This is a genomic window from Variovorax sp. 10L426, assembly GCF_056395305.1.
In genome coordinates this window covers 196,631-222,822 of record NZ_JBFTJF010000003.1, presented here as the reverse complement: position 1 = coordinate 222,822, position 26,192 = coordinate 196,631, and the positions used below count along the sequence as shown (strand labels likewise).

Below are 26,192 nucleotides of genomic sequence, written 5' to 3'. Positions count from 1 at the left end.
GCTCAGATGCTGGCGGCGCGAACAAAGGCTTCGATCGGATCCAGATGCTCGGGCACGTTGAGCGCCGGCGCATGCCCGCAACCCGGCACCTCGATGATCTGGAGCCGGCCCTGCGCGCCCGGCCCGCGGCGACGCATCTCGTCCAGCGTCGGGGGCAGGACCAGGTCGGATTCGACTCCGCGCAGGCACAGCACCGGCACGTCGATCGCGTCGTAGTGCGACCACAGCAGGTAGTCGTCCGGCTGCGCGATGAACTGCCGCACCATCGCGGGGTCGTAGTGCGGCGTCACGCGACCATCGGGCAGGCGCCGCGTCGAAGTCTCGGTCAGCCGCCGCCACTGCGCATCGCTCAGCCAGCCGTAGGGCTTGTAGACGGTGCGGAAGAAGGCTTCGAGTTCGGCGACCGTGTCGAAGGCCGGCGGTTTGCCCGCGTAGGAGCGGATGCGCTCGACCGCCGCGTCGGCGATCTGCGGCGCGTTGTCGTTGAGCACCAGGCTCGCGATGCGCGGCTTCATCGACGGTTCGGCAAGCCCGCCCGCGCAGACCATGCCGATCGCCCCGCCCATTGATGTGCCGACCCAATGCACGCGCGTCAGCTTCAGTTCATCGAAAAGCGTCGTGGCGATCCGCGCGTAGAAAGACAACTGGTATTCATCGTCCGGCGCCGTGCTCCACTGACTCAAGCCACGGCCGATGGTGTCGGGGCAGATCACGCGAAAGCCGTGCCCTGCGAAATGACCCGCGAGTTCGTCCATGTCGCGGCAGGTGCGCGCCAGGCCATGCCACGCGACGACCACCGGGCCGTCGGCGTTGCCCCAGTCCATCCAATGGATCTCGCGGCCCGCCAGTTGCGCGTAGTTCGAGGTCGGTGAATTCATCGCGATGCCCTTGCACGGAGACGGCCGACGATGCCGGTCGGGAAGTAGTAGACAGAGAGCACGAACAGCACCCCGAGCCACAGCAGCCATCGGTCGGGCGACAGCAATGCCGCCAGCCACGGCACCCCGCTCAGGGCTTCGCTGCCGAGGCGCAGCAGATCCTGCAAGTAGCTCTGCGCGATGACGAAGATCACCGCACCGACCACGGCGCCGTAGATCGTGCCCATGCCGCCGATCACCACGATCAGCAGCACGTCGATCATGATTTCGAAGCTCAACGAAGTGTCCGGCCCGTTGTAGCGCAGCCAGATCGCGAGCATCGCGCCCGCCAGCGTCGCGAACAGCGCCGACAGCACCGAAGCCGTCGTGCGATAGACCACCACGCGATAGCCGATCGCCTCCGCGCGGAACTCGTTCTCGCGGATCGCCTGCAGCACGCGGCCGAAGGGCGAGTTCACGATACGCAGCAGCGCCAGCACGAGCACGACCGCCAGCACGAACAGCATGTAGTAGCACAGCAGGCGGCCATCGAGCGACACGCCGAGGAAGGGCTCGTCGGCAAACTCGAAACTCGGCGAGATCAGTTCCGGCAGCTTGAAGGTCAGGCCGTCCTCGCCGCCGGTGAAATCAGACAACTGCGAAGCCAGCGTCTGGAACGCGGAGGCCACGGCCAGCGTGATCATCGCGAAGAAGATCGCGCGCACACGCAGAGAGAAGAGCCCGATGGCCAGCGACAGCACCAGCGAGATCGCGAGCGCCGCGCCCAGCCCGACCAGCAACGCGCCCCACCCTGCGCCGAGCCGAGTCGCCGAGATCGCGATGCCGTAGGCGCCGATGCCGAAGAACATGGTCTGCGCGAAGCTCACGATGCCCGTGTAGCCCAACAGCAGGTCGAAGCTCGCGACCAAAACGATGAACACCAGCACCTTGGCCGCGACGCTGAGCGCCTTGACGCCCGGGAAAATGAACGGCGCGAAGGCCAGGCCCAGCACCAGCGCAGCGAGCAGCACCGCGAGCAGTCGGCTGCGCGGCAGGTCGTTGGAAAGAAGACGATTCAGCATGGTCGTCCTTTCAACGGTTCGCCACGGGGTAGACGCCTTGCGGACGCCACAAGAGCACCGCCACCATCAGGAAGATGCTGGCGAACTGCGTCAGCGTCGGCAGCAGGAAGCCCGTGTAGTTGTTCATCAGGCCGACGAGCAAGGCGCCGATCAGCGCACCGGTCGTCGAGCCGAGCCCGCCGATGATGATCACGATGAAGATCAGCACGTTGACCTGCGAACCCATCTGCGGAATCAGGTTCTGCTGGAAGAGTCCCCACATCACGCCGCCGAGTCCGGCGAGCGCACTGCCCACCACGAACACGCCGACGAACAGGCGCCCGATGCGATAGCCGAGCGACTCGACCATTTCGCGGTCCTGCACGCCGGCGCGAATCAGGAGGCCGATCTTGGTTCGCCCCAGCGTCCAGGCCAGCAGGCCGAAAACGAAGGCGCCGACGATGACCGCGAGGATGCGGTACTTGCTGATCGCCGCGTCGCCGACGAGCAGTGAACCACGCAATGCCTCGGGCAACGGCAGCGGAATCTGTGCGGGGCCCCAGATGACCTTGATCAGTTCCTCGCCGATGATCATTCCGCCCATCGTGATGAGGATCTGCTTCAGATGCTGGCCATACACAGGCCGCACGATGAAGCGCTCGAAGGCCAGTCCGACCGCGCCCGCGGCCGCCATCGCGACCAGCATCGCCGGGAACACCGCGACGAGGTTGCGCCACAGTTCCTGCGAGCCGGTCCAGTCGCTCATGGTGCCAAGCACGCTGCTGGCCACGAAGGCGCCGAGCGCGATGAATACGCCGTGGCCGAAGTTCAGCACGTCCATCAAGCCGAAGACCAACGTCAGGCCGGAGGCGATGATGAAGATGATCATGCCCATCGCAAGGCCCGCGACCGTGAGCGTGAGCCAGGTCGAGAAGGAACCTGTCAACGGCAGCGCGATCAGCGCGAGCACCGGTACCAATGCGAGCGGCTTCCAGTCGAAGTCAATTTTCATAGTGCCAGTCCCAGCAGCGATTGCTGCAACTGCTCGTCCGCCGAGAACGCCGCCATGCTTCCGCTGTGCACGACAACACCGTTGTCCATCACGGCCACGGTGTCGCCGAGGCGCTGCGCGAAATTGATGTTCTGCTCGACGAGCAGGATCGTCACGCCGCTGCGCTTCAGCTCGCTGAAGGCATCGATCATGTTGTTGATGATGGCCGGCGCGAGGCCCTTGCTGGGCTCGTCAATGATGAGGAGCTCGCGCGGCTCGACGATCGCCCGCGACACGGCGAGCATCTGCTTCTGCCCACCTGACAGCTTGCCGGCCGGATGGTTCCAGAACTTCTCGACCGCGGGGAAGAGCTTGAAGATCCACTGCAGGCGCTTGTCGTCCATCTGCTCCGCGTTCTTCGCGCCGCGTGCCGCGAGCAGCATGTTCTCCTTGACCGTGAGGTCCGAGAAGATGCCCATGTTCTCGGGCACGTAGGCAATGCCGAGTTCGGCGATCTGCGGCGTGTGCAGCGCGGTGATGTCCTTGCTGCCGAAGCGCACGGTGCCCTGCGATGCATGCCAGAGGCCCATGATGGTTCGCAGTGTCGTGGTCTTGCCCGCGCCGTTGCGGCCGAGCAGCATCGTGAGTTGGCCCTTCGGCACCACGAGGTCGACGCCATGGAGGATGTGATACGCGCCGATGTGCGTGTGCACGCCGGCCAGTTCGAGCAGGTTTTCCGCACTCATTGAGGAGCCTCCTTTGCCACGCCCAGGTAGGCTTCCTGCACGACGGGAGAGGCGATGACCTCGGCCGGTTCGCCGTCGGCCACCAACTGCCCGTTGTGCAGCACGATGATGCGATCGGCCAGCTCGCGCACCACGTCCATCTTGTGTTCGACGAGCAGGATGGTCTTCGTCTTGTCCTTCTTCAGCGCGCGGATCAGGTCGAGGATCACCGGCGCCTCGGCCGCATTCATGCCCGCCGTCGGTTCGTCGAACATGAAGACCTTGGGTTCGAGCGCCATCAGCAGCGCGACTTCGAGCTTGCGCTGGTCGCCGTGCGGCAGGCTCGCAACAGTCGCGTGTTCCTTGGCCTTCAGCGCGACGTCGGCCAGGATCTGGTCGGCCCGCTCGGTCAACGCGCGATGGTCGCTCCAGATGCTCCAGAGATTGAGCCCGCGCCGGTGCGCGCCTTCGCGCGTGGCCTGCACGGCCAGCCGCACGTTCTCCAGCACCGTGAGGTTCGGAAAGAGATTCGTCAGCTGAAAGGCACGCCCGAGCCCCGCCCGCGTGCGCGCCGACGCCGGCAGCCCCGAGAGCAATTGCCCATCGAGCGATACCGTCCCCTCCGTGGCCTTCAACTGCCCGGAGATGAGATTGAAATACGTGGTCTTGCCAGCCCCGTTCGGGCCGACGATCGCCGTCAACGTGCCAGGCGCGAAAGCGCAACTGACAGCATTCACCGCCACGTGTCCGCCGAAGCGGATCGTGAGATTCTTGGTTTCAAGCATAAAAATGTTGCTCGCCCCCAGGTTGGCTCACTTCGTGTAGCCGCCCACCCCCTGCCGGGGGCAACACCGGCGGCCCGGCCAAGCCGGTTCCGCGGTGTTTCACGAAGGGCCCCCGGGGCATGCGCGCGCTGCGCGCAGTTGGGAAGCCCCTAGCGTTTGTTCCGGATGGGGATGTCCATCTCTTCCGGTTTGATTTCGTGCACGAGTTCAGGCACGCCCCACGCGAAGGCCGGGTCCACCTTGATCTTGAAGTGGTACATGCTCTGCATCGCCTGGTGGTCCTCCTTGCGGAAGGTCATCTTGCCCTTGGGCGTGTCGAAGCTCATGCCTTCCATCGTCGAGATGAGCTTGTTGGTGTTGGTGTCGCCGCCCGTCTTCTTGAGTGCCGTCACCACCGCCATCGCCGCCGAGAATCCGCCGGCCGTGAAGAAGTCCGGCGGCGACTTGAATTCCTTGTAGTGCATCGACACCATCGCGTCGTTGACCGGATTCTTCGGGATGCCGAAGTAGTAGTAGGCAGCGCCTTCCATGCCCGGCAGCGCCTTGTAGGCGGCCATGGCCGGCAGGATGTTCCCGCCGGTCGCGATCTCGATGTTGTAGCGCTTCAGGTCGAGGTCGACGATCTTGAACGGATTGCCTGCGCCTGCCCAAACGATCCAGATGATCTTGCGGCCGGGCTTGTCCTTGAGCGCGTCGATCAGGCGCTGCGCGCCCGCGGTGAAGTCCGTCGTGGCGGGCGGGAGGTATTCCTCGTGCGCCAGCTTGGCTTTCTTCAGCGCGTCCTTGAACGCCTTCACGCCGTCGCGGCCGAAGGCGTTGTCCTGCGCGAGCGTGGCGACCGTGACGCCGGGCTTGTCGATCGCCACGGCGTTCGAGATGGCATCCTGCGAGCTGTTGCGGCCGGTGCGGAAGATGTACTTGTTCCACTTGTCGCCGGTGATTGAATCGGCCACCGCCGGTTCGACCAGCAGGATCTTCTTGTATTCCTCGGCCACGGGCAGCATCGCCAGCGCAACGCCGGAAGACGTGGGGCCGATCGCCAGTGCCGCCTTGTCGTCGGCGTAGGCCGCAGCCAGCAGCGACTTGCCGAGATCAGGCTTGCCCTGGTCGTCCTTCTCGATCACGACGATCTTCTTGCCGTTGACCTCCATCGTGCCGCCCGTCGCATAGTTGAAGCCCATCATGAGGCCGGTCTGCGTCTGCTTGCCATAGGCTTCGAGCGGGCCGGTCTTGCTGTAGATGTGGGCGATGCGGATCTCGTTGGACTGGGCCCAGGCCGGGACGGTCAGGGCGGAGGCTCCCGCGATGGCAGTGGCTGCCAGGGCGACGAGGTGACGACGTTGCATTCTTTGTCTCCTGAAAATGGTGACTGAATATTGCACAGTTCGTGCCAATCGCCATCGTCTTGAAAACAAAGGACCTTCCCTTGGGTCTCCTGCAAAACGTCCGATTTCAGGACAGATTGAGTGCCTGCAAATCAGGCAATTGCATATTTCTCAGTCAGGGTTTTCCAGACGTTCGTAAAGCGTCGCCCGCGAAATTCCGAGCAGCCGCGAGGTCGCGAGCTTGTTGCCGCCGGTCGCAGTCATCGCGGCGGCGATGGCCTTGCGCTCGAGTTCGGCGACCTGCTGCGCAAGCGGCCGCAGCAGCGCGGTGCTTTCGTCGGCAGCGCTCGTCGACTCGATCGGCATCTTCGTCGGCGGCGCAATCTGCTCCTGGCCGGCTTCGCGCAGGATACGTTCGAGTTGCGCTGCGTCGATGCGCTGCGAATCACTGCGCATCGTCACCTGCTCCAGGACGTTGCGAAGTTCGCGGATGTTGCCGCGCCAATGCTGCGCGGCGAGCAGCGCCAGCGCGTCGGGCGTGAGTTCGGGCGGCGCCTCGCCGCTGCGCAGGGCCATGTCTTCGCCCAGCGCCTCGACCAGCGCTGGAATGTCGCCGCGCCGTTCGCGCAAGGGCGGCACGCGCACCGGCAGCACGTTGAGCCGGTAATACAGGTCTTCGCGGAAGCGGCCTTCGCGCACCAGTGCAGCGAGATCCCGCGAGGTCGCGGCGATCACGCGCGCGTCGAAGGGCACCAGCTTGTTCGAACCCAGCGGTTCGATCTCGCCCTCCTGCAATGCGCGCAGCAGCTTCGCCTGCAGGCCGAGCGGCATGTCGCCGATCTCGTCGAGGAACAGCGTGCCGCCGTCGGCCAGCTTGAACTTTCCTTCGCGCGCCTTGCGGTCGGCGCCGGTGAAAGCGCCGGGCGCGACGCCGAAGAACTCCGCTTCGAGCAAGGTGTCGGGCACGGCAGCGATGTTCACGCTGACAAAGTGCCCCTTCGCGCGCGTGGAGGCCGCATGGATCGCGTGGGCGAGCAGTTCCTTGCCGGTCCCCGTTTCGCCGAGCAGCAGCACCGGGCTGGAGGACTGCGCCGCGCGACGCGCATGGCGCTTGACCTCCACCGCCGCCGGGCTGCTGCCGATGAAGCTGGCAAAGGTGTACTTGGAGCGCCGCTGCCCGTCGGCCGATTGCTGGTACAGCGGGTTGTTGCGCTGGCTCGCCAACTCGCGCCGCGCATCGTCGAGGTCACGCTGCAGCAAGGCGAACTTGCTGATCAACGGCTGCAAGGTGGTTTCGGGGTGGTCGAAGAGCACGATGCCGATTGCGCCGATGACATCGCCCGGCAGGGCGCCCGCGTCGCCTTCGCGCTCCTCCCGCAGCGGAATGCGGCTCACGACAAAGGTGCCGGCCTTGTTGGTCAGCAAGTCGATCAGGATCGGCTCGCCGGTCTCCAGCACCCGGCGCATCTGCGTGTTGGGGATCACGTCTTCGACCCGATGGCCGAGGAACTGATCGATCGACGAAAAGCCGAGCGCCGGCAGAAAACGGCGGTAGCCCTCGTTGACCCAGACGATCCGGCCGCTGCGGTCGACCAGGAACATGCCCTGGCTGATGCTCGAGAACAGGTGGAACATCGAGCGCGCGGCGAGCGCGAGGATGCCTTCGGCATCGAGCGGCAATGCGGGCGGAGCGGCGGTGGCGGATGACATGGCGGGATCGTAGCGCGCCACTTCCGGCTGACGCCCCCAGGAAAGCGGCGCGCACCGACAAAACGCCCGCTTGCGCCTTGTTATGCTGCGCCCCTTGCAGGGCTCATCGGCCCACGATGGCGCGCAGGCAATTCGACCCGTTCGCCTGACTCGCCTCCTTTTTGCGGAACCCCGATCTCATGAGGAATCCCCGGCTTCCGGCGCTCACGCTCGTCGCCTCTGTGCTGCTTTCGGCCTGCGCCGTCCCACGCCCGCCTGAAAAGGTGGAGGCGCCGACGCCTGCGCACTGGAGCACGCCGCTGCCCGCCTCCACGGCCCCGCTGCCTCACGGCGGCTCGCTGCCGACGCTCGCCGAATGGTGGCGCCAGCTCAATGACCCGCTGCTGGTCGATCTGATCTTCGCGGCCGAGGCCGCCAGCCCGGACGTCGCCAGCGCCGGCGCGCGTATCGCCGAAGCGCGAGCCACACGCGTGGCGGCCGGCGCCGCGCTGGTGCCGAACCTCAACGGATCGGCTTCCGCCAGCCGCGGCAATTCGCCCACCACGGGCCTCACCGCGCCGACGACCGGCACCGCCACCGACGGCTTGAGCACCACCCTGCCCGCCATCACCACACTGCAGGCGGGACTGCAATCGAGCTGGGAGATCGACCTGTTCGGCGGCCTGCGCGCCACCCGCGACGCAAGTCAGAACCGCCTCACAGGTGCCGACGCCAATTGGGATGATGCGCGGGTCTCCGTCGCAGCCGAGACCGCCAACAGCTACCTCGCCGAACGCGCTTGCCGGCGCCAGCTCGTGGTGTCGACGTCGGATGCGCAATCGCGTGCCGAGTCGGCGCGCCTGACCGACCTGTCGATGCGTGCCGGCTTCACAGCGCCGGCGGATGCCGCGCTGGCGCGTGCGAGCGCTGCCGAGGCGTCGGGGCGCCTCACGCAGCAGCGCGCCCTGTGTGCCGTGCAGCAACAGGCATTGGTCGCGCTCACCGCCATCGAAGCGACCACGCTCAAGGCCAAGTTGGACGCCGCGCCCATCGATGTCACGCTGCCGGCGGTGCAGGCCGTCCACAGCGTCCCGGCTGAAGCGCTCGCGCAGCGGCCCGATGTCTATGCCGCCGAGCAGGCCGTTGCCGCCGCCAGCGCGGATGCGGGCGCGGCGCTGGCGCAGCGCTTTCCGCGCCTGACACTGCAGGGATCGATCGCGACGCTGCAGGTGCGCGCCGGCGCGTTCCGCGAAAGCTTCGACACCTGGACGATCGGGCCGCTGGCGCTGAGCGTGCCCATCTTCGATGGCGGCACGCTCGCGGCCAATTCCGAGGCCGCCAAGGTGCGTTACGACGAAGCGGCCGCCCTCTACCGCGCCAAGGTCCGACAGGCGGTGCGCGAAGTCGAGGAAGCGCTGATCAACCTGCAAAGCACCGACGAGCGCGCCAACGACGCCGACGTCGCGGTCACGAACTACCAGGCCTCTTTCGACGCCACGCAGGCGCGCTACGGCACCGGCCTCGCGAGCCTGTTCGACCTGGAAGACGCGCGGCGCACCCTGTTCACGTCGGAGACTGCGCGCGTCGCGCTGCAACGCGAGCGTGCCGAAGCCTGGGTTGCGCTCTATCGCGCCATGGGCGGCGGCTGGTCGCGACCCGAATCCGTGGCAACCACGACATCTCCCGCTGCCCCGTCACCATGAAAAGAATGAAGCGTTCCACACTCATCGTCGTCCTGGTCATCCTGCTGGTTCTTGCCGGCGCGGCCTTCTGGCTCGTGCGCGGCAAACAAGCCGAGCGCAACCGGCCGAACGAAAGCGCGACGGCCCGCCCGACCTTGACCGTGACCGTTGCAAAGCCCGAGACCAGCGAACTCAACGTCACGTTGGCGGCCAACGGCAACGTGTCGGCATGGCAGGAAGCCAGCGTCGGTTCCGAATCCACCGGCCTGAAGCTCGCGGAAGTGCGCGTGAACGTGGGCGATGTGGTCAAGAAAGGCCAGGTTCTGGCAGTTTTCTCGGGCGATTCGGTCCAGGCGGATGTCGCCCAGGCGCGCGCGTCTCTGGCCGAGGCACGCGCCACCGCCGCCGACGCATCCGGCACCGCGGCGCGCGCACGCACGCTGCAGGCCACCGGCGCGATGAGCCAGCAGCAGATCAACCAGTACCAGACCGCCGAACAGACCGCGAAGGCGCGGGTCGAGGCGGCCGAGGCCGTGCTCGCCGCGCAACAGGTGCGCGGCCGCAACACGCAGGTGATTTCGCCGGACGACGGCGTGATCTCTTCCCGCACCGCAACGGTCGGCAGCGTCGTGACGGCCGGCGCCGAACTGTTCCGGCTGATTCGGCAGGGCCGGCTCGAATGGCGTGCCGAGATCACCTCTTCCGAACTGGGTCGCATCGCGGTCGGCACGCCGGCGGTGGTCGTCAGCGCGAGCGGTGCGCAGGTCGAAGGCAAGGTGCGCAGCGTGGCGCCGACAGTCGATCCGAAGACGCGAGCCGCCCTCGTCTACGTCGACATTCCCAACGTGCTGCAGAACACCGGCATCAAGGCCGGCATGTTCGCGCGCGGCGACTTCCTGCTCGGCCGCAGCAGCGCGGTCACGGTGCCGCAGGCTTCGGTCGTCCCGCGCGACGGATTCAACCACCTGCTCCTGTTGCAACCGGACAACCGGGTCGCGATGATGCGGATCGAGACCGGCCGGCGCGTGGGCGATCGCGTGGAAATCACGACCCCACTGCCCGCGGACGCACGCGTGGTCGTCCAGGGCGCGGGCTTCCTCAACGACGGCGACCTCGTGCGCGTCGTGGAAGGCACCGCCGCCGCCACTGCCGCGAATGGGCAGACGTCCGCCCCCGTGAAGCCGGCGATCGAAGCCGCCAAGTAAAGGAGCAGCCACCATGAACGTGTCGGCCTGGTCCATCCGCAACCCGATTCCGGCGGTGATGCTGTTCGTGCTGCTCACCTTCGCGGGACTGCTGTCCTTCAACGCGATGAAGGTGCAGAACTTCCCGGACATCGACCTGCCGACAGTGACGGTCTCCGCAGCCCTGCCCGGCGCCGCTCCTTCGCAGCTTGAAAACGACGTCGCACGCAAGCTCGAGAACTCGATCGCCACCGTCCAGGGCCTGAAGCACATCACGACCAAGGTCCAGGACGGCGCGGTGACGCTGATCGTCGAATTCCGTCTCGAAAAGCCGGTGCAGGAAGCGGTGGACGACGTGCGCTCCGCCGTGCAGCGCGTGCGCGCCGACCTGCCGGCCGACGTGCGCGATCCAGTGGTCACCAAGCTGGACTTCGCTGCGCAACCGGTGCTCGCGTTCACGATCTCGTCGACGCGCATGGACGACGAAGCACTGTCGTGGTTCGTCGACAACGACGTGACCCGGCGCCTGCTGGCGATCAGCGGCGTGGGCGCGGTCAACCGCGTGGGCGGCGTGACGCGGCAGGTGCACGTCGATCTCGATCCCGGCAAGCTGCAGGCGCTGGGCGCGACCGCGGCCGACATCTCTCGCCAGTTGCGGCAAGTGCAAACCGAAAGTGCCGGCGGCCGCACCGACGTCGGCGGCAGCGAGCAGCCCGTGCGCACACTCGCGACCGTGCGGTCGGCTGACGAGTTGGCCGACATGCAGATCGCGCTCTCGGACGGCCGGCGCATCCGTCTCGACCAGGTCGCGCGTGTCAGCGACACCATCGCCGAGCCGCGCGCGGCGGCCCTTCTCAACGGCAAGCCGGTGGTCGGCTTCGAGGTGGCCCGCAGCCGCGGCGCGAGCGAGGTCGAGGTCGGCGCAGCGGTGCAGAAGGCACTGGACCAATTGCGCGCCGAGCGGCCGGACATCCAACTCACCGAAGCCTTCAACTTCGTCGAGCCGGTGCGCGAGGAATACGAGGGCTCGCTGCATCTGCTGTACGAGGGCGCGATCCTGGCGGTGATCGTGGTGTGGCTCTTCCTGCGGGACTTGCGCGCGACCTTCATCTCGGCGGTGGCCCTGCCCATGTCGGCCATTCCGGCATTCGTGGGCATGTATCTGCTCGGCTTTTCGATCAACGTGGTTTCACTGCTGGCGCTGTCGCTGGTGGTCGGCATCCTGGTGGACGATGCCATCGTGGAGGTCGAGAACATCGTGCGCCACCTGCGCATGGGCAAGACGCCCTACCAGGCCGCGATGGAGGCGGCCGACGAGATCGGGTTGGCGGTGATCGCCACCACCTTCACGCTGATCGCGGTATTCCTGCCGACCGCCTTCATGAGCGGGGTGGCCGGCAAGTTCTTCAAACAGTTCGGCTGGACCGCCGCGCTCGCGGTTTTCGCCTCATTGGTCGTGGCGCGGATGCTCACGCCGATGATGGCGGCCTACATCCTCAAGCCCATCGTCACGGCCGAGAAGGAACCCCGCTGGCTCGCGATCTATATGCGGATGGCCGAGTGGTGTCTCAAGCATCGCTTCAAGACGATGGTGCTGGCCACCCTCTTCTTCTTCGGCTCGGTGGCGATGATCCCGCTGCTCAAGACCGGATTCATCCCGCCGGATGACAACTCGCAGACGCAGGTGTACCTTTCGCTCGCGCCGGGCGCGACGCTGGCGCAGACCACCGTGGCGGCCGAGGAAACCCGCCGCCGCGTCATGGCGCTCGAGCACGTGCGCAGCGTCTACACCACGGTCGGCGGCGGCAGCGCGGGCGGCGACCCGTTCGCGAATTTCGGCACGCCGGAAACGCGCAAGGCCACGCTCACGATCCAGCTCGACCCGCGCGGCGACAGGCCACGCAAGCAGGTGATCGAGAACAGGATCCGCGCCGCGCTTGAAACGCTGCCCGGCGTGCGCAGCACGGTCGGCCTCGGCGGCTCGGGTGAGAAGTACATCCTGGCGCTGAGCGGCGACGATCCGGCCGCCCTGACCACGGCCGCGCGCGCCGTCGAGCGCGACCTGCGCACGATCCCCGGGCTCGGCAACATCACCTCGACCGCGAGCCTGATCCGACCCGAGATCGCGGTACGCCCGGACTTCGCAGCCGCGGCCGATCTCGGTGTGACCAGCTCGGCCATCGCCGACACGCTGCGCGTCGCCACGCTCGGCGACTACGACCAGAACCTGCCCAAGCTCAATCTTGCGCAACGGCAGGTGCCGATCGTCGTCAAGCTGGAAGACTCCGCGCGGCAGGATCTGGCGCTGCTCGGGCGCCTCGCGCTGCCCGGCACGAGTGGACCGGTGATGCTGGAACAGGTCGCCCAGCTCACGGTGGAAGGCGGCCCCGCCGTGATCGACCGCTACGACCGCTCGCGCAACGTCAACTTCGAGATCGAACTGTCGGGCGTCGGCCTCGGCGACGCGAAGGATGCCGCGATGGCGCTGCCATCCATCCGCCATCTGCCGCCTGGCGTGCGCGTGGCTGAAGTGGGCGACGCCGAAGTCATGACCGAACTCTTCCAGAGCTTCGGCCTCGCCATGCTGACGGGCGTGCTGTGCATCTACATCGTGCTGGTGCTGCTGTTCAAGGACTTCCTGCATCCGATCACGATCCTGTGCGCACTGCCGCTGGCGCTCGGCGGCGCCTTCGTGGGGCTGCTGATCGGCCAGAAGGCGCTGTCGATGCCGTCGCTGATCGGGCTGATCATGCTCATGGGCATCGCGACCAAGAACTCGATCCTGCTGGTCGAATACGCGATCGTCGCGCGCCGCGACCACGGAATGAGCCGCTGGGACGCACTGCGCGACGCGTGCCACAAGCGGGCGCGCCCCATCATCATGACCACGCTCGCCATGGGCGCAGGCATGTTGCCCATCGCGCTCGGGCTGGGCGCGGCGGACTCCAGCTTCCGCTCGCCGATGGCGATGGCCGTCATCGGGGGACTCATCACGTCGACGGTGCTGAGCCTGCTGGTCGTGCCGGCCGTCTTCACCTATATCGACGACATCGAGCATTGGATTCGCCGCACGTCGCGGCGCATCCGCGGAGCGGTTGGCAGCCACCGCCCGCAAGATAGACTCGGCGAATCGTCGATCGACAGGGGTACACCGTGATCAGAATCCTTCAGCGTGCTGCGATTTCCAGCGCCTTTCTGGGCGTCGCATTGGCATCGGTCGCACAGACCCCCACGAACCAGGCCGAAGCGCAGCGGCGCTTCGATGCGCAAATCGCGAAGTGCAACAGCGGACACCTCCCCGCGCCCGAACGCGATGCCTGCGTACGGAAGGCGGGCCATGATCTGGATCGCGCGCGCGGCGCTCCCCCGCGTAATGTCACCACCCGGACGCCGGATCGCCGATCCACCGTGGTGACACCTGAAGGCGCTCCCGTGCCGCCCAGCGGAACCACGACCGTCCGGACGCCCGATCGCCGGTCCACCGTGGTCTCCCCCGACGGATCACCGGTGCCCTCCAGCGGCTCGGCGTCGGTCAGGTCACCCGATGGCCGATCCACCGTGGTGCCGCCGGCCGATCAGCCGTCTCGCTGAACCGGGAGCGGGATAAGTTCTCAGGCAACGCCCCGCACAGCCGCCACCAGCGCCGCGAGACGACGCGCATCCACGACGAGGAGCGCCTTGCCATCTCGTGCAAGCACACCCTCGCGCCGGAGCACGTTGAGCTCGCGCGTGACCTGCTCGCGATTGGTACTGACCTGGCTTGCAAGCTCGGCGTGCGTCGGCGCGGGCTCCAGGCGTGCCTGGTTGTCGGCGATGCCGGCCGCTTGCGCCAAGCGAAGGATTTCGGCATGCACGCGGTTCTGCACCCCCATCGTGCTCAGGTCGATGACGCGCTCGGACAACTGCCGCACCAGCTTGACCAGGCCACGCATCACGCGTTCGGCAATGATCGGCTCCTCACGCAACAGCGCGAGGAACGCGACGCGGTCCAGACTCGCGACCACACTGGGCTTGAGGGTCACGACATCGGCGGATCGCGGCTTGCCGTCGATGGCGGACAAATCGCCAAAGTACTCGCCTTCGTTCGAGTCGCGAAACGTGACCTGGCGCCCGTTCGGCGCATAGGTGGTCACGCGCAACTGGCCCGACACCAGGAAGTACACGTCACTCTTCTCTTCTGACCGGAACAGCAGCGACGTGGCGGCCGGGATGCTCTGCCACACGCAGCGTTGGGCCAGATCGTCAAGGCGCTCCTGAGACAAGCCTTCCAGCAGCGCGATGTGCCGCAGGGCAAGACTGGAACGCTGGACTGTCATCCTCGACCTCGCACGCCGGGAAAAGCGGTTGAGAAAAAACTGTGCGCAAACGCACAGCGCGAAAGCAGGTGAATCGCCACAGTTGCACTCCGTGATGTCCGCGATTCCCGCTGTCACACATCAGGAGCCTCAAGGAGATTTCATCATGAATGCAAAGCTATTTGTCGGCATCTCCGCACTTGCGTTGGCGGGTGCCGTGTCCGCGCAAACCGTGCCGGCCGAGCAATGGGTCGGTGCCCCGATCCCGGCCGTGGGTCATTTCACCCGGGCCCAGGTTGCGGCCGATCTCAACGCCAGTCGTTCGGTCGCGGCCGCCGCACCGGAATTGCGTGTCGGTCCTGCGGACCCGAGCCCCGGTGCAGAGAGCCGCGCTGAAATCGCAGCTGACCTGAAGTTGTGGATCAAATCGGGAATGAGCCAGGTGGCCAACTCGGACAGCTTCGATCCGAACAGCGCGGCTTATCGGTCGCAGTATGCGGCCTACCAGCGGATGCGCAACGGCCCGGAGTACATGGCCGAAGTCCAGCGCTTGCAGGGCAAGACCGCAACGACGGCCCAACTCGGGTCAGGCCCGGCCGGCAATTGAGCGCGGCCAGCGACCGTCGGGAAACACCTCGCAGCCGGCTTCGCCGGACCGCAGGTGTTGCCCCGGAGAGAGCTATTTGCTCATTCGCTTTGCAAGGCGCGGAAGGATGAGCACGCCGAGCACGATGACGATCAGCGCGATCGACATCGGACGCTGGAAGAACACCGCTGCACTGCCCTCGCCGATCGACATCGCGTTGCGCAATTGCGCCTCGGCCAAGGGCCCGAGGATCATCCCGACCACCACCGGCGCGGTCGGAAAATCGAAGCGCCGCATGATCACACCCAGCACGCCGATGGCATAGAGCAGCAGCAGGTCGAACGCACTCTGCCGCATACCATAGGCCCCGACCGTCGCGAAGATCAGAATGCCCGCGTAGAGCTGCGGCTTCGGAATCTTGAGCAGCTTGACCCACAAGCCCACCATGGGAAGATTCAGCACCAGCAGCATCACGTTGCCGATGTAGAGCGACGCGATGAGCGCCCACACGAGCGCCGCCGACGTAGTGAAGAGTTGCGGACCAGGCTGAATGCCATAGTTCTGGAACGCGCCCAGCAAGATGGCCGTGGTGTTCGAGGTCGGAATGCCCAGCGTGAGCAGCGGGATCAGCGCCGCAGTCACCGTCGCGTTGTTGGCGGCCTCGGGGCCGGCAACGCCTTCGATCGCACCCTTGGTGCCGAATTCGGCCTTGGCGTCCGCATCCTTGGCGAGCTTCTTTTCGGCGGCATAACTCAGGAAGGTCGGGATCTCGGTGCCACCGGCCGGAATGCAGCCGAAAGGCGTCCCGATGGCGGTACCGCGCAGCCAGGCGGGAATCGAACGCTTCCAGTCGCGAGCAGTCATGTGCACGCGGCTGAGCTTGTTCTGATCCTCGACCACCTTGCCTTCATAGAGCACGGCGTAGAGCACTTCGGCCACCGCGAACAGGCCGACGGCGACCAACACGATCTCGATGCCGTCGAGCAGTTCCGGGATGCCCCCGGTGTAGCGCCCTTGCCCGGAAATCTGGTCAAGCCCGATGCACCCGGCCGCAAGACCGATGAACAGGGCCGTCATGCCGCGCAAGGTGCTCTTGCCAAGTACCGCACTCACGGTGGTGAAGGCCAGCAGCATCAGCAGGAAATACTCGGGCGGCCCGAGCTTGACCGCGAAGTCGGCCACGAAAGGAGCGAAGAGCGTGACGATGACCGTGGCGATGGTGCCTGCCACGAAGGAGCCGATGGCAGCCGTCGCGAGCGCGGCGCCTGCACGACCGCTCTTCGCCATCTTGTTGCCCTCCATCGCCGTCACCATGCTGGCGGTTTCGCCTGGCGTGTTCAGGAGGATGGAGGTGGTTGAGCCGCCGTACATGGCGCCGTAGTAGATCCCCGAGAAGAAGATCATCGAGGCCGTGACGTCGACCTTGCCGGTGATCGGCAGCAGCATCGCGACCGCCACGGCCGGGCCGATGCCCGGCAGCACGCCGACCGCCGTGCCGAGGGCGCAGCCCACCAGGCACCACAAGAGGTTCGCAGGGGTGATGGCCAGCGCGAAGCCGTGCATCAATGCGTTGAAGATTTCCATGTCAGAGCCACCCAGTCCCAGTGAGGCCCGGAAGATTGATTGCGAGGAACTGGGTGAACATCCAGAACACGGGCGCCGAGATCAGCAAACCCGTCACGATGTCGATGAGCCAGGTGCGAGGCGCGTTGACGCCCCCCTGCCCGCTCGCGCGCCGCAGGCCCTGCACCGCCAGCAAGTAGCACAGCGTGCAGCTGAAGATGAAGCCGATGGTCGTGATCAGCGCCGCGTTGAGCAGCAGCCCGGCGGACACCCAGATGAACCCGGCCCAATACGGCTGGACCGCGCCCGAGGGTTCTTCCATCTCGCGGAAACCACCCGTGCGCGATTCCCAGATGATCCAGGCGCCGCACACCGTGAGCGCGATCGACACCAGCCAGGGCAGGAAATTGGGGCCGACGCCCCCATAGCCGGCCTCGGACGAGATGTCGATGGCGCCGAACGCCAGAGCCAGTCCGGTGACGAAAACCCCGACACCTACCAGCGTCTGGGGCCAGATCGCCGGCCTCGGGATCGCAATGTCGATCGAAGACACGTTCAGACCATTCCGGACTTGACCATCGTCGCGCGCAGACTCGCGAACTCGTCGTCGACGAACTTCGCGAAGGCATCGCCCGACAGGACAGCAGGCGTCCAGTCGTTCTTCTTCACGGCCTCGGCCCAGCTCGGCGTCTTGAGGGCCGCGAGCACCATCTCGGTCAGCGCCTTGCGCTGCTCGGGCGTGATGCCCGGGGCGCCGTAGACGCCACGCCAGTTGCCGATCTCGACATCGATGCCCTGCTCCTTGAGCGTCGGCACATTGATGCCCGGCAGGCGCGTGGCAGAGGTCACGGCGATGGCCTTCATCTTGCCGGCATTGATGTATTCGGCGAACTCGCTGAAGCCGCTGCCGCCGACGGTGACGTTGCCGCCCAGAATGGCCGCCGTGGCTTCGCCGCCTCCGCGGAACGCAACGTAGTTGATCTTGGACGGATCCACGCCGACCTTCTGCGCGATCATCGCCGCCGCAATGTGCTCGGTGGAGCCGCGCGAGCCGCCGCCCCACTTGACGCTGCCCGGGTCCTTCTTGAGCTGGTCGACCACGTCCTTCATGGTCTTCAGCGGGGAATTCGCCGGCAGCACGAACACGTTGTATTCGCTCGTCATGCGGGCGATGGGAGTGGCCTGCGAGAGGCTGACCGGCGGCTTGCCGGTGATGATGCCGCCCAGCATCACCGCGCCCATGATCATCATCGCGTTCGGGTCACCCTTGGAGCCGTTGACGAACTGCGCCAGTCCCAGCGCACCGGCCGCGCCACCCTTGTTGTCGTAAGTCACCGTGTCGGCGAGCTTGCCGTCGGTCAGCGCCTTGCCGAGCGCGCGCCCGGTGGTGTCCCAGCCACCGCCCGGATTGGCGGGGATCATCATCTTGACGTTGGCTGCCGCCCAGGCCGAAAGCGGCAGGGCGCCGGTGGCGGCCATGGCGGCCAGTGACTTCAAAAAGGTATCTCGACGCATGCATGTCTCCTTTGTATGGAAGCTGAGTAGAACCTGACTTCGCTATGATGCGCCGCCCCGCTGTCAGTTGGCTGTCCGGCGAACTGGGGTAAACACCGAAAATCCAGGGATGAAGCTGCTGCTGGTCGAAGACGATCCGTCGATGCAAGCCACCTTGCAGCGCACGCTCGGCCGTCGCCAGATCGACGTGCGTCTCTGCGGCGATGGTGCGCGCGCCGTCGCGCAATGGCAGGCGCTCGAGCCGGACGTGGTCGCGCTCGACCTCAGCCTCCCCAACATCGACGGCCTGCAGGTGCTGGCCCAGGCGCGTGCCGCGGGCCTGCGCACGCCCGTGCTTCTGCTGACTGCGCGCGGCACGGTGGGCGACCGGGTCATGGGCCTCAACGCAGGCGCCGACGACTACCTGCCCAAGCCCTTCGACCTCGATGAACTGGAAGCCCGCATCCGGGCCCTGCACCGCCGTCAACAAAATGTGGGCGGCGATTCACCGGCAAAGCTGCCGGAAGTCGGCGGGCTGCGCTACGAACCCGACAGCGGCGCGATCTACCACCGCGCCGAAGTGCTCGAATTGACGCCGAGGGAGCTCGCGCTGCTGAAGGCGCTGATGGTCAAGCCGGGCCATGCGGTCTCCAAGGAGCGCCTGTTCGAGCTGGTCTTCCCCGGCGAGATGGATGTGCAGTACGAGGCGGTCGAGGTCGTGGTCTACCGGCTCCGAAAGAAGCTGGCCGGCACCGGCGTCACGTTGATGACCCTGCGCGGCCTGGGCTACCTCTTGCGCGAAGACACATGAGGCGCGTCAGTTCGCTGCGGGCGAGGTTGCTGGTCGGCATCCTCGCGCCGATCGCGTTGTTCATCGTCATCAACAGCATCAGCCTGTATCGCCAGAGCCTCGCGGCCGCCACCACCGCCTATGACCGCACCCTCCTCGCCTCGGCGAAGACCATCGGCGAACAACTCGACGTCGTCGGCTATGACGAAGCGGCTTCGCTGCGGGCCATCGTCCCCTACTCGGCGCTCGAGGCCTTCGAGGCGGACAGCCAGAGTCGCATGTTCTATCGCGTGTCCACGCTCGCCGGCGAGTTGGTCTCGGGTTTCGAAGAGCTTCCGTCCTGGCACGGCAAGCTGCCGGACCGGCCGCCGTACGCCGCGCTGGTGGACTTCTACGACGCGCAATTCCGAGGAATGCCCGTGCGCGTCGCGGTGCTGCTGCAGCCTGTTGCCAGTGCGAGCGGGCGCGGCATGGCCGTGGTGCAGGTGGCCGAGACCCTCGAACTGCGCCAGACGCTCGCCCGCAAGCTGCTGCTCGACACGCTCTGGCGGCAGTTGGTCCTGATTTCGGTGATCGCGGCGGTCACCGTCCTCGTGGTGCAGCGCGCGACCCGGCCGGTGCGCGAGCTCGGCGAGGCGATCGAGGCACGCGCCGCCGACGACCTGTCGCCCATCGATGCGCCCGACGCGCCGCGCGAACTGCGTCCGCTGATCGACGCCACCACCGAAGTCATGGGCCGCCTGCAGCGGCTGCTGGATCACCAGAAGCGCTTCGTACGCGACAGTGCCCACCAGTTGCGAACGCCGCTGGCCGTGCTCAAGGCGCAGGTGCAGTCGGCGCGCCGCGGGGACGTGCCCCCCGAACAGGCGTACGCCGAAATCGGCCAGACCGTGGAGCGCGCGACCAGCCTCGCAAACCAGATGCTGTCGCTCGCCAAGGTGGAGCAATTGCGCCAACAGCCCGAATCGATGGTGCTCGATCTGGCGGAGGCGGTGCGCGCGATGGCCCTCGACCTGTCGCCGCTCGTGGCGGACAAGGCGCTCGATTTCGAGCTCTACGCACCCGCGCCGGTGCCGGTGCGGGCGCACCGCTGGATGCTTCAGGAACTGACGCGCAACCTTCTCCACAACGCCATCAAGCACAGCCCGCACGAGGCCGCGCTGGCGGTGCGGGTCGAAGCCGACGACGGTTTCGCGATCCTGAGGGTCAGCGATCACGGGCCCGGTATTTCGGACGAACTGCGACAGCGGCTGTTCGCTCCTTTCGCCGCCGGCGACGTGGCCAGCGGATCGGGCCTGGGCCTCGCCATCTGCCGCGAGATCGTGCTGGCGCTCGGAGGCCGCATCGCGCTTGACAACCGGGAATCCGGTGGACAAATCATCGGGCTGGATGCTCTCGTGCATCTGCCGCTGGCGCGCGACAATCGCTGAAACATGGATCGTCTTCGCATCGACAAATGGCTCTGGGCGGCGCGCTTCTTCAAGACGCGCTCGCTCGCCGCCGACGAGATCGGCAAACACCGCGTGCAAGTCAATGGCGACGTCGCCAAGGCGTCGCGGGAAGTCAAACCGGGCGACACGGTGACGATCCGCCTCGGGCCGATCACCCGGGTCGTGCGCGTTCTGGGCATCAGCGGCCAGCGTGGACCCGCGCCTATCGCGCAGCAACTCTACGAAGAAACGGCCGAGAGTCTTGCCGCGCAGGCCGCCGCGCGCGAACAACGGCGCCTGGGCAGCGAGCCGGCGCTCAGCATCGAACAGGGGCGACCCACCAAGCGGGATCGCCGCGACCTCGACACCGCGCGCCGCGGCAACTGGGACAACCGCTGGAGCGCATCGCTCGATCCGGACGACGAGTAATCACGCTCACCGCTTTGGGCGCCATCGCGTACGCTGCGGCTTTTGCGCGAGGAGTCCCAGTCCATGGCCAGTTTCAACAAATACCGCGTCGGCAAGAAGTTCAAGCTCGCCGACGTCAATCCCGCGGCTTCGCCCTTCCAGAAAGGCCCCGAAGAGGACCAACGCGAGGCGCTCGAAGCGCTGGCCATCCGGCTCGACGAACTGCAGAACCTGCTGCACGCCGAAGGACGACGCAAGGTGCTCCTCGTTCTGCAGGGCCTGGACACCAGCGGCAAGGACGGCACCATTCGCTGGGTCTTTTCGCGCACTTCGCCGCTCGGCGTCGCCGTGAAGGCCTTCAAGGTGCCCAACGACGAGGAGCGCGCGCACGACTACCTGTGGCGTTGCCACGCCGCCGTGCCGCGGGCCGGCGACATCGCCGTTTGGAATCGCAGCCACTACGAAGACGTGCTGGTGCCGGTTGTCGAGGGCTGGATCGACAAGGCCGAGGCGCGCCGCCGCTACGCGCAGATCAACGACTTCGAGCGCATGCTGACTGAGACCGGAACAGTCATCATCAAGTGCATGCTGCACATCAGCAGGGACGAGCAGCGCGCGCGCCTGCAGGCGCGGGTCGACGACCCGGGCAAGAATTGGAAGTTCGCCCTGGCGGACCTTGACGTGCGCAAGAAATGGGATGCCTATGAGCGTGCCTACGAAATGGCGCTGGTCGCCACCTCGACCAGCCATGCCCCGTGGTACGTGGTGCCGTCCGACAGCAAGCGCCATCGCAACCTCATGGTCGCCCAACTGCTCGTGAAGGCATTGAAGGACATGGGACTCAGCGTGCCGCCTTCAGACCCTGCGCTCAAGGGCTTGATCGTGAAATAGCGCTCTGTCAGCACTGTCCTACGCGCGCGTCGCCGAAATACGTACTGGAGACGCGCACATGCGCTGCGAGAGTTCGCCCCATTCAGTTCAAAAAACCTCGGGGGATCTCGATGAGCGTTTTCTTCACTCCCATGGCCCTGTTTGCCGGTCTTTATCTGATGCTTGTCTGCGCCGGCGTGCTATGGATGAACGCCAGGCGGCCGCTCCGGCTCCTCAGCAACGAAATCGCGCAGCGTGTCGAGACTTCGATCTCGGTGCTGGACGAATGTAACGCTCATTCCCGCGCGAAAAGGCCCTCGTGACCTTTGCGCAACTCGCGCTTCAGTAGCTTGCCGCTCGGGTTCTTGGGCAGCGCCTCGACGAACACCACACGCTTGGGTGCCTTGAAGCTGGCCAAGTGCTCGCCGCAATGTGCAAGCACTTCCGCCTCGTCGAGCGCGTGGCCCGCCTTGACCACCACGACAGCCACCACGGCCTCCACCCAGCGCGGATGGGGCACGCCCACCACCGCGACTTCGGACACCTGCGGCAGGCGGTAGATCATTTCCTCGACCTCGCGGCTGGCCACGTTCTCGCCGCCGGTCTTGATCATGTCCTTCTTGCGATCGACGATCGTGATGTAGCCCTCTTCGTCGATCGTCGCGAGGTCGCCAGAATGGAACCAGCCTCCTTCGAACGCAGCTTTCGTGCGTTCATCGTCGTGGAAATAGCCGAGCATCAGGTGCGGCGAGCAATGCACCACCTCGCCCACTTCGCCGACTGCAACGTCATTCATCCGATCGTCGACAACCCGCGTCTCCACGTTGAGGACGGCGCGCCCCGCCGAGCCGGGCTTGCGCAATTGGTCGTCAGGACCCAGCATCGTGGCCAGAGGCGCGATCTCGGTTTGCCCGTACAGGTTCCATAGCCGCACCTGCGGCAGCCGGCGACTGAGTTCGCGCAGCACCTCGACCGGCATGATGGAAGCGCCGTAGTAGCCTTTTCGCAGGCTGCTCAGGTCGGTGCTGTCGAACAGCGGCGAACGCAGGAGCGAAATCCACACAGTGGGCGGCGCGAAGAAAGAGCCGATTCGGAACCGCTCGATCAGCGGCAGCAGGTTGTCGGGTGTCGGCTTGGCCGTGATGACGTTGGTCGCGCCGACGTAGATCGACGGCCCGAGGAACACGTCGAGTTGCGCGCAGTGATAGAGCGGCAATGCGTGCAAGGTGAGGTCGCCGGCGTTGATCTCGGCGTCGACGAGACAGCTGACGTACTGCGCGATCACTGCGTCGTGCGTGAGCATGGCGCCCTTCGGTGTCGACTCGGTGCCGCTGGTGTAGACGATCTGCGCCAGGTCGTCGGCCTGCAAGTCCACCTGCGGCGGTTCGGTGTCACTCTCGGCAAGCTTGTCGAAACGAAGCATGCCCGGCGCGGGATCGCTCGGCTCCTCCGATGGAAGCCACAGAAACTCGCGGACGGACGTGTCGAGCGCAGCGGCATCCCGCGCCAGGCCGGCCAGGCCGGAGTCGGTTGCCAGAAGGGAAGCTCCGGCATGCCGCAGGATGTACGCCACTTCTTCCGCCTTCAGCATGAAGTTGATCGGAACGAGGACCGCTCCGAGTCGTGCAAGCGCAAAGCGCAGAGCGGCAAAGGCGTGGGAGTTCCGAGCCAGGACCGCAACGCGCGCACCCTTGGCGATCCCGTGCTGCGCCAGGCCGCTCGCCACTCGACTGCAGATGCTGTCGAATTCGGCGTAGGTCCATCGGGTATCGCCGCAGGCAATGGCCAATTTGCCGGGCTCGCGCCTGGCGCTGCGTCGCAAAAGGTCGGCCAGCGTCTGGCGGCGGGCTGTTTCGTGGGTCATCGGGCGTCTCCTTGGGCCGGGTCCCCGCGAGGATAGTGCCCGTTCGACGCCATCGCCAGATAGGTGTATCGCTAGGGCCGCATCGGTGCGCGGCTTCGCTCGTTGTTGACCGAGACGAACTTGCTCAGGAGATGCATGAAGTCACGGCGTTCTTCTTCGCTAAGCATGCCAAGGAGTGAGTTCTGCATCTGCTGCATGCCCGGCACCTTCTCGGCAAGGACTTGCTCGCCGAGTTCGGTCAGCCGCAGTTCGCGCTGACCCCGCGCCAGCAACTTGCGGGAGATCCAGCCTTTGCTTTCGAGCCGCACGGCGATGTCCGCCGCGCTGGAGGTGTCCAGCGCGACCTGCTGCGCCAGGGTGACCTGATCGATGCCGGGCTTGTCCTGCAGGGTGCGCATCACCGCGTATTGCACCGGCGTCACGTCACGCCCAAGCGTTTCGTAGAAGACCGAAACGGAGATCTGGTGCGCGCGACGAATCAGATGGCCCGGTTGGTCATTCAGATCGATGGGGGCTTCGTTTAAAACTTTGCACTGCATGATGGCGAACGGAGTACTTAACTTTCGCCATTATCGAGGCTGGTTTCTTGCCTACAGGTCGAGCACCAGCATCGGCGAGCGGGACCGCGAACAACAGGGGGTGAACTGGTCGTTGGCCGCCTGCTCCTCGGGCGTGAGGTACATGTCCTTGTGGTCGGGCTCGCCTTCGAGCACCCGCGTCAGACAGGTGCCGCACACGCCCTGTTCGCAGGACGTCGCGACCTCGACGCCAATGGCAGCCAGTGCCTGCACGACCGTCTGGTCCTTGAGCACGGTCACCACCCGACCCGAACTTGCCAGCTTGACCTCGAATGCGGCATCGGCATCGGACTTGACCACCTCGGCAGAGAAGAATTCGTAGTGGAGTTGCTCGGCCGGCCAACCTGCGGCGCGCGCGGCATCGAGCACCCAATCCATGAATCCCTTGGGGCCGCAGACGTACAGGTGCACGCCGGGCTTCGGCGTGCCGACCAACGGGCCGAGCGCGAGTTTCTGAGACGCTTCGCCGTCGTCGAAATGAAAGTGAACCTGCGAGCCGAACGTCGATTGCGCGATGCGGTCGGCGAAGGCTGTCCGTTCGCGCGAGCGGGTGCAGTAGTGCATCTCGAAGGAGCCGCCTGTGATGGCCAGACGCTCCGCCATGCAGAGAATGGGCGTCACTCCGATTCCACCGGCGATCAACACGCTGTGATTGGCGCCGTTGGTGAGCGGAAAGTGGTTCTTCGGCGCGCTGATGCGCAGCGGTGCGCCCTCCTGCATCGCGTCGTGCATGGTCTGCGAACCGCCACGCGAATTGGGATCGCGCAATACGCCGATCAGGTACCGGTGACTTTCGCGAGGATCGTTGCACAGCGAATATTGCCGCGTGATGCCGCCCGGCATCTGCACGTCGATGTGCGAACCAGCGGAGAAGGCTGGCAGCGGGCGCCCGTCCGCCTGCACCAACTCGAAGGTGCAGATGTCGACAGCTTCGTTTTGCTTGCGCGCGATGCGCACATCCAGTTCTGCGGCGTTCATGACGACACCGCCTGGCCTTCCTCCGCCATCAGACGATCGAGCACGCGGCGCGATTGCACCCCGCCCGAATCGATGTTGAGCTTCAGCAATGGCCGATCCGGATATGCGAGATGGTTGCGCTGCTGCGATTCGAGCATCTCCAGATCCTCGCTGAAGATCTTGTGTTGGCCTTCGCGAATCGAAGCGGTCAAGGCCTTGTCGTGCGGCTGGAAGTTGCGCGCCATGCCCCAGAAGTACCAGTGCGAGGTCTCGGTTTCGGGCGTGATGAAATCGACGACGATGCTGGACACTTTGTGCGCGGCGTCCGCGTCGTAGCCGCCCTTGCCCGCGTGCGCCACGCCGACTTCGATCATGACGTGGCTCGGCGGCGTGAAGCGGCAGATCTGCCAGCGATCGACCGGCACGTCGTCAGCCAGGTGATTGCCCCGCAAGGCCATGCGCCAGAACGGCGGCGCAGAGATGTTTTCCATGAACCGGCTGGTGACCACCATGTCGCCCTCGACCTTTGTCGTGGTGGGCGTCTCGTCGATTTCCTTCTGGCCGATGCTCGTGGAATGCACGTATGTCTCGTGCGTGAGGTCCATGAGGTTGTCGATCATCAGGCGGTAGTCGCAGCTGATGTGGAACAGTCCGCCGCCATAGGCCCAATCGGAACTCTCTGCCCACTCGAGGTGATGCAGCTTGGTCGCATCGGCAAGGGCCGGATCGCCCGGCCAGACCCAGACGAAGCCGTAGCGTTCGATCACCGGAAAGGTCCGGATCGCCGGGAAGCCGCGAACGCGCTGGCCGGGCATCGCGACGGTCTTGCCATCGCAGCCCATTTCAAGGCCGTGATAGCCGCACACCAGCTTTCCCTCGACCACCCGACCCAGCGACAGCGGCGCGCCGCGATGCGGGCAGAAATCCTCCATCGCCGTGGCCTTGCCTTCGAGCGCGCGGTAGAGGACCAGATTTTCGCCGCAGATCTTGCGGCCCAGCGGCTTGTCGTCGATTTCGTTGGCCGAGCAGGCAACGTACCAGTTGTTCTTGGGGAACAT

General features: G+C 66.0%; 24 protein-coding genes. 9 read left to right on the top strand and 15 right to left on the bottom strand.

Annotation, left to right across the window (positions count from 1 at the left end):
* Nucleotides 1–2 precede the first annotated feature (2 nt).
* From AC1DHL_RS05670 to AC1DHL_RS05640, 7 genes are all read right to left on the bottom strand, one after another.
* Nucleotides 3–878, bottom strand: a complete 876-nt coding sequence (locus tag AC1DHL_RS05670) for an alpha/beta fold hydrolase (protein WP_478101734.1) — start codon at nucleotides 876–878, stop codon at nucleotides 3–5.
* A complete protein-coding gene (locus AC1DHL_RS05665; RefSeq protein ID WP_478101732.1) occupies nucleotides 875–1,939 on the bottom strand; it encodes a branched-chain amino acid ABC transporter permease in 1,065 nt (354 codons plus the stop codon). Before AC1DHL_RS05665 ends, AC1DHL_RS05670 begins: the two co-directional genes overlap by 4 nt.
* A 10-nt stretch (nucleotides 1,940–1,949) precedes the next feature.
* Complete coding sequence (locus AC1DHL_RS05660) at nucleotides 1,950–2,930, bottom strand: branched-chain amino acid ABC transporter permease (RefSeq protein WP_478161232.1); 981 nt, start codon at nucleotides 2,928–2,930, stop codon at nucleotides 1,950–1,952.
* Nucleotides 2,927–3,655, bottom strand: coding sequence for an ABC transporter ATP-binding protein (locus AC1DHL_RS05655; RefSeq protein WP_478101728.1), 729 nt, complete (start codon nucleotides 3,653–3,655; stop codon nucleotides 2,927–2,929). The genes AC1DHL_RS05660 and AC1DHL_RS05655 overlap by 4 nt, the downstream gene beginning before the upstream one ends.
* Complete coding sequence (locus AC1DHL_RS05650; RefSeq protein ID WP_478161230.1) at nucleotides 3,652–4,419, bottom strand: ABC transporter ATP-binding protein; 768 nt, start codon at nucleotides 4,417–4,419, stop codon at nucleotides 3,652–3,654. Before AC1DHL_RS05650 ends, AC1DHL_RS05655 begins: the two co-directional genes overlap by 4 nt.
* Before the next feature lie 149 nt (nucleotides 4,420–4,568).
* Nucleotides 4,569–5,765, bottom strand: a complete 1,197-nt coding sequence (locus AC1DHL_RS05645; RefSeq protein WP_478101724.1) for a substrate-binding domain-containing protein — start codon at nucleotides 5,763–5,765, stop codon at nucleotides 4,569–4,571.
* Between the two features lie 150 nt (nucleotides 5,766–5,915).
* The gene (locus AC1DHL_RS05640; RefSeq protein WP_478161228.1) at nucleotides 5,916–7,454 is read right to left on the bottom strand and encodes a sigma-54 interaction domain-containing protein; all 1,539 of its coding nucleotides are present in this window, start codon (nucleotides 7,452–7,454) and stop codon (nucleotides 5,916–5,918) included.
* Between the two features lie 179 nt (nucleotides 7,455–7,633).
* On the opposite strand from AC1DHL_RS05640, the gene AC1DHL_RS05635 reads away from it, so the two are divergent.
* From AC1DHL_RS05635 to AC1DHL_RS05620, 4 genes are read left to right on the top strand one after another with little or no spacing between them, the layout of a single operon-like run.
* Nucleotides 7,634–9,136 carry an efflux transporter outer membrane subunit gene (locus AC1DHL_RS05635; protein WP_478101720.1) on the top strand — a complete coding sequence of 501 codons (1,503 nt, stop codon included), beginning with the start codon at nucleotides 7,634–7,636 and terminating at the stop codon, nucleotides 9,134–9,136.
* On the top strand, nucleotides 9,133–10,320 hold the full coding sequence (locus AC1DHL_RS05630; protein ID WP_478161226.1) for an efflux RND transporter periplasmic adaptor subunit: 1,188 nt from the start codon (nucleotides 9,133–9,135) through the stop codon (nucleotides 10,318–10,320). The genes AC1DHL_RS05635 and AC1DHL_RS05630 overlap by 4 nt, the downstream gene beginning before the upstream one ends.
* 13 nt (nucleotides 10,321–10,333) lie before the next feature.
* Complete coding sequence (locus tag AC1DHL_RS05625; protein WP_478161224.1) at nucleotides 10,334–13,456, top strand: efflux RND transporter permease subunit; 3,123 nt, start codon at nucleotides 10,334–10,336, stop codon at nucleotides 13,454–13,456.
* The gene (locus AC1DHL_RS05620; RefSeq protein ID WP_478161222.1) at nucleotides 13,453–13,890 is read left to right on the top strand and encodes a hypothetical protein; all 438 of its coding nucleotides are present in this window, start codon (nucleotides 13,453–13,455) and stop codon (nucleotides 13,888–13,890) included. Before AC1DHL_RS05625 ends, AC1DHL_RS05620 begins: the two co-directional genes overlap by 4 nt.
* A 20-nt stretch (nucleotides 13,891–13,910) precedes the next feature.
* On the opposite strand, the gene AC1DHL_RS05615 is transcribed toward AC1DHL_RS05620, so the two are convergent.
* Nucleotides 13,911–14,615, bottom strand: a complete 705-nt coding sequence (locus tag AC1DHL_RS05615; RefSeq protein WP_478101713.1) for a Crp/Fnr family transcriptional regulator — start codon at nucleotides 14,613–14,615, stop codon at nucleotides 13,911–13,913.
* A gap of 145 nt (nucleotides 14,616–14,760) precedes the next feature.
* Between AC1DHL_RS05615 and AC1DHL_RS05610 the strand changes: the two genes are divergently transcribed.
* On the top strand, nucleotides 14,761–15,201 hold the full coding sequence (locus tag AC1DHL_RS05610) for a hypothetical protein (RefSeq protein WP_478101711.1): 441 nt from the start codon (nucleotides 14,761–14,763) through the stop codon (nucleotides 15,199–15,201).
* A 72-nt stretch (nucleotides 15,202–15,273) separates the two neighbouring features.
* Here AC1DHL_RS05610 and AC1DHL_RS05605 read toward each other — a convergent pair whose 3' ends face one another.
* From AC1DHL_RS05605 to AC1DHL_RS05595, 3 genes are read right to left on the bottom strand one after another with little or no spacing between them, the layout of a single operon-like run.
* A complete protein-coding gene (locus AC1DHL_RS05605; RefSeq protein WP_478101710.1) occupies nucleotides 15,274–16,764 on the bottom strand; it encodes a tripartite tricarboxylate transporter permease in 1,491 nt (496 codons plus the stop codon).
* 1 nt (nucleotide 16,765) lies between these two features.
* On the bottom strand, nucleotides 16,766–17,296 hold the full coding sequence (locus AC1DHL_RS05600) for a tripartite tricarboxylate transporter TctB family protein (RefSeq protein WP_478101707.1): 531 nt from the start codon (nucleotides 17,294–17,296) through the stop codon (nucleotides 16,766–16,768).
* Between the two features lie 2 nt (nucleotides 17,297–17,298).
* On the bottom strand, nucleotides 17,299–18,258 hold the full coding sequence (locus AC1DHL_RS05595) for a Bug family tripartite tricarboxylate transporter substrate binding protein (RefSeq protein WP_478101705.1): 960 nt from the start codon (nucleotides 18,256–18,258) through the stop codon (nucleotides 17,299–17,301).
* A gap of 109 nt (nucleotides 18,259–18,367) precedes the next feature.
* Between AC1DHL_RS05595 and AC1DHL_RS05590 the strand changes: the two genes are divergently transcribed.
* From AC1DHL_RS05590 to AC1DHL_RS05575, 4 genes are all read left to right on the top strand, one after another.
* On the top strand, nucleotides 18,368–19,048 hold the full coding sequence (locus tag AC1DHL_RS05590) for a response regulator (protein WP_478161220.1): 681 nt from the start codon (nucleotides 18,368–18,370) through the stop codon (nucleotides 19,046–19,048).
* A complete protein-coding gene (locus AC1DHL_RS05585) occupies nucleotides 19,045–20,457 on the top strand; it encodes a sensor histidine kinase (RefSeq protein WP_478161218.1) in 1,413 nt (470 codons plus the stop codon). The genes AC1DHL_RS05590 and AC1DHL_RS05585 overlap by 4 nt, the downstream gene beginning before the upstream one ends.
* A 3-nt stretch (nucleotides 20,458–20,460) precedes the next feature.
* Nucleotides 20,461–20,886, top strand: a complete 426-nt coding sequence (locus tag AC1DHL_RS05580) for an RNA-binding S4 domain-containing protein (protein ID WP_478101701.1) — start codon at nucleotides 20,461–20,463, stop codon at nucleotides 20,884–20,886.
* 63 nt (nucleotides 20,887–20,949) lie between these two features.
* Nucleotides 20,950–21,756, top strand: coding sequence for a PPK2 family polyphosphate kinase (locus AC1DHL_RS05575; RefSeq protein ID WP_478101699.1), 807 nt, complete (start codon nucleotides 20,950–20,952; stop codon nucleotides 21,754–21,756).
* A gap of 274 nt (nucleotides 21,757–22,030) precedes the next feature.
* Here AC1DHL_RS05575 and AC1DHL_RS05570 read toward each other — a convergent pair whose 3' ends face one another.
* The 4 genes from AC1DHL_RS05570 to AC1DHL_RS05555 all read right to left on the bottom strand — a co-directional run bounded on the left by AC1DHL_RS05570 (nucleotide 22,031) and on the right by AC1DHL_RS05555 (nucleotide 26,192).
* On the bottom strand, nucleotides 22,031–23,599 hold the full coding sequence (locus tag AC1DHL_RS05570) for a fatty acyl-CoA synthetase (RefSeq protein ID WP_478101695.1): 1,569 nt from the start codon (nucleotides 23,597–23,599) through the stop codon (nucleotides 22,031–22,033).
* A gap of 71 nt (nucleotides 23,600–23,670) precedes the next feature.
* Nucleotides 23,671–24,138, bottom strand: a complete 468-nt coding sequence (locus tag AC1DHL_RS05565) for a MarR family winged helix-turn-helix transcriptional regulator (RefSeq protein ID WP_478101693.1) — start codon at nucleotides 24,136–24,138, stop codon at nucleotides 23,671–23,673.
* 51 nt (nucleotides 24,139–24,189) lie between these two features.
* Nucleotides 24,190–25,155 (bottom strand): PDR/VanB family oxidoreductase, encoded by a 966-nt coding sequence (locus tag AC1DHL_RS05560; protein ID WP_478101692.1) that lies wholly within the window; start codon nucleotides 25,153–25,155, stop codon nucleotides 24,190–24,192.
* Complete coding sequence (locus tag AC1DHL_RS05555) at nucleotides 25,152–26,192, bottom strand: aromatic ring-hydroxylating dioxygenase subunit alpha (protein WP_478101690.1); 1,041 nt, start codon at nucleotides 26,190–26,192, stop codon at nucleotides 25,152–25,154. The genes AC1DHL_RS05560 and AC1DHL_RS05555 overlap by 4 nt, the downstream gene beginning before the upstream one ends.

Bases quoted from the DNA above. Each gene is read 5' to 3' on its own strand.
- AC1DHL_RS05670 (WP_478101734.1), bottom strand. From the start codon at position 878: ATGAATTCACCGACCTCGAACTACGCGCAACTGGCGGGCCGCGAGATC.
- AC1DHL_RS05665 (WP_478101732.1), bottom strand. From the start codon at position 1,939: ATGCTGAATCGTCTTCTTTCCAACGACCTGCCGCGCAGCCGACTGCTC.
- AC1DHL_RS05660 (WP_478161232.1), bottom strand. From the start codon at position 2,930: ATGAAAATTGACTTCGACTGGAAGCCGCTCGCATTGGTACCGGTGCTC.
- AC1DHL_RS05655 (WP_478101728.1), bottom strand. From the start codon at position 3,655: ATGAGTGCGGAAAACCTGCTCGAACTGGCCGGCGTGCACACGCACATC.
- AC1DHL_RS05650 (WP_478161230.1), bottom strand. From the start codon at position 4,419: ATGCTTGAAACCAAGAATCTCACGATCCGCTTCGGCGGACACGTGGCG.
- AC1DHL_RS05645 (WP_478101724.1), bottom strand. From the start codon at position 5,765: ATGCAACGTCGTCACCTCGTCGCCCTGGCAGCCACTGCCATCGCGGGA.
- AC1DHL_RS05640 (WP_478161228.1), bottom strand. From the start codon at position 7,454: ATGTCATCCGCCACCGCCGCTCCGCCCGCATTGCCGCTCGATGCCGAA.
- AC1DHL_RS05635 (WP_478101720.1), top strand. From the start codon at position 7,634: ATGAGGAATCCCCGGCTTCCGGCGCTCACGCTCGTCGCCTCTGTGCTG.
- AC1DHL_RS05630 (WP_478161226.1), top strand. From the start codon at position 9,133: ATGAAAAGAATGAAGCGTTCCACACTCATCGTCGTCCTGGTCATCCTG.
- AC1DHL_RS05625 (WP_478161224.1), top strand. From the start codon at position 10,334: ATGAACGTGTCGGCCTGGTCCATCCGCAACCCGATTCCGGCGGTGATG.
- AC1DHL_RS05615 (WP_478101713.1), bottom strand. From the start codon at position 14,615: ATGACAGTCCAGCGTTCCAGTCTTGCCCTGCGGCACATCGCGCTGCTG.
- AC1DHL_RS05610 (WP_478101711.1), top strand. From the start codon at position 14,761: ATGAATGCAAAGCTATTTGTCGGCATCTCCGCACTTGCGTTGGCGGGT.
- AC1DHL_RS05605 (WP_478101710.1), bottom strand. From the start codon at position 16,764: ATGGAAATCTTCAACGCATTGATGCACGGCTTCGCGCTGGCCATCACC.
- AC1DHL_RS05595 (WP_478101705.1), bottom strand. From the start codon at position 18,258: ATGCGTCGAGATACCTTTTTGAAGTCACTGGCCGCCATGGCCGCCACC.
- AC1DHL_RS05590 (WP_478161220.1), top strand. From the start codon at position 18,368: ATGAAGCTGCTGCTGGTCGAAGACGATCCGTCGATGCAAGCCACCTTG.
- AC1DHL_RS05585 (WP_478161218.1), top strand. From the start codon at position 19,045: ATGAGGCGCGTCAGTTCGCTGCGGGCGAGGTTGCTGGTCGGCATCCTC.
- AC1DHL_RS05580 (WP_478101701.1), top strand. From the start codon at position 20,461: ATGGATCGTCTTCGCATCGACAAATGGCTCTGGGCGGCGCGCTTCTTC.
- AC1DHL_RS05575 (WP_478101699.1), top strand. From the start codon at position 20,950: ATGGCCAGTTTCAACAAATACCGCGTCGGCAAGAAGTTCAAGCTCGCC.
- AC1DHL_RS05570 (WP_478101695.1), bottom strand. From the start codon at position 23,599: ATGACCCACGAAACAGCCCGCCGCCAGACGCTGGCCGACCTTTTGCGA.
- AC1DHL_RS05565 (WP_478101693.1), bottom strand. From the start codon at position 24,138: ATGCAGTGCAAAGTTTTAAACGAAGCCCCCATCGATCTGAATGACCAA.
- AC1DHL_RS05560 (WP_478101692.1), bottom strand. From the start codon at position 25,155: ATGAACGCCGCAGAACTGGATGTGCGCATCGCGCGCAAGCAAAACGAA.
- AC1DHL_RS05555 (WP_478101690.1), bottom strand. From the start codon at position 26,192: ATGTTCCCCAAGAACAACTGGTACGTTGCCTGCTCGGCCAACGAAATC.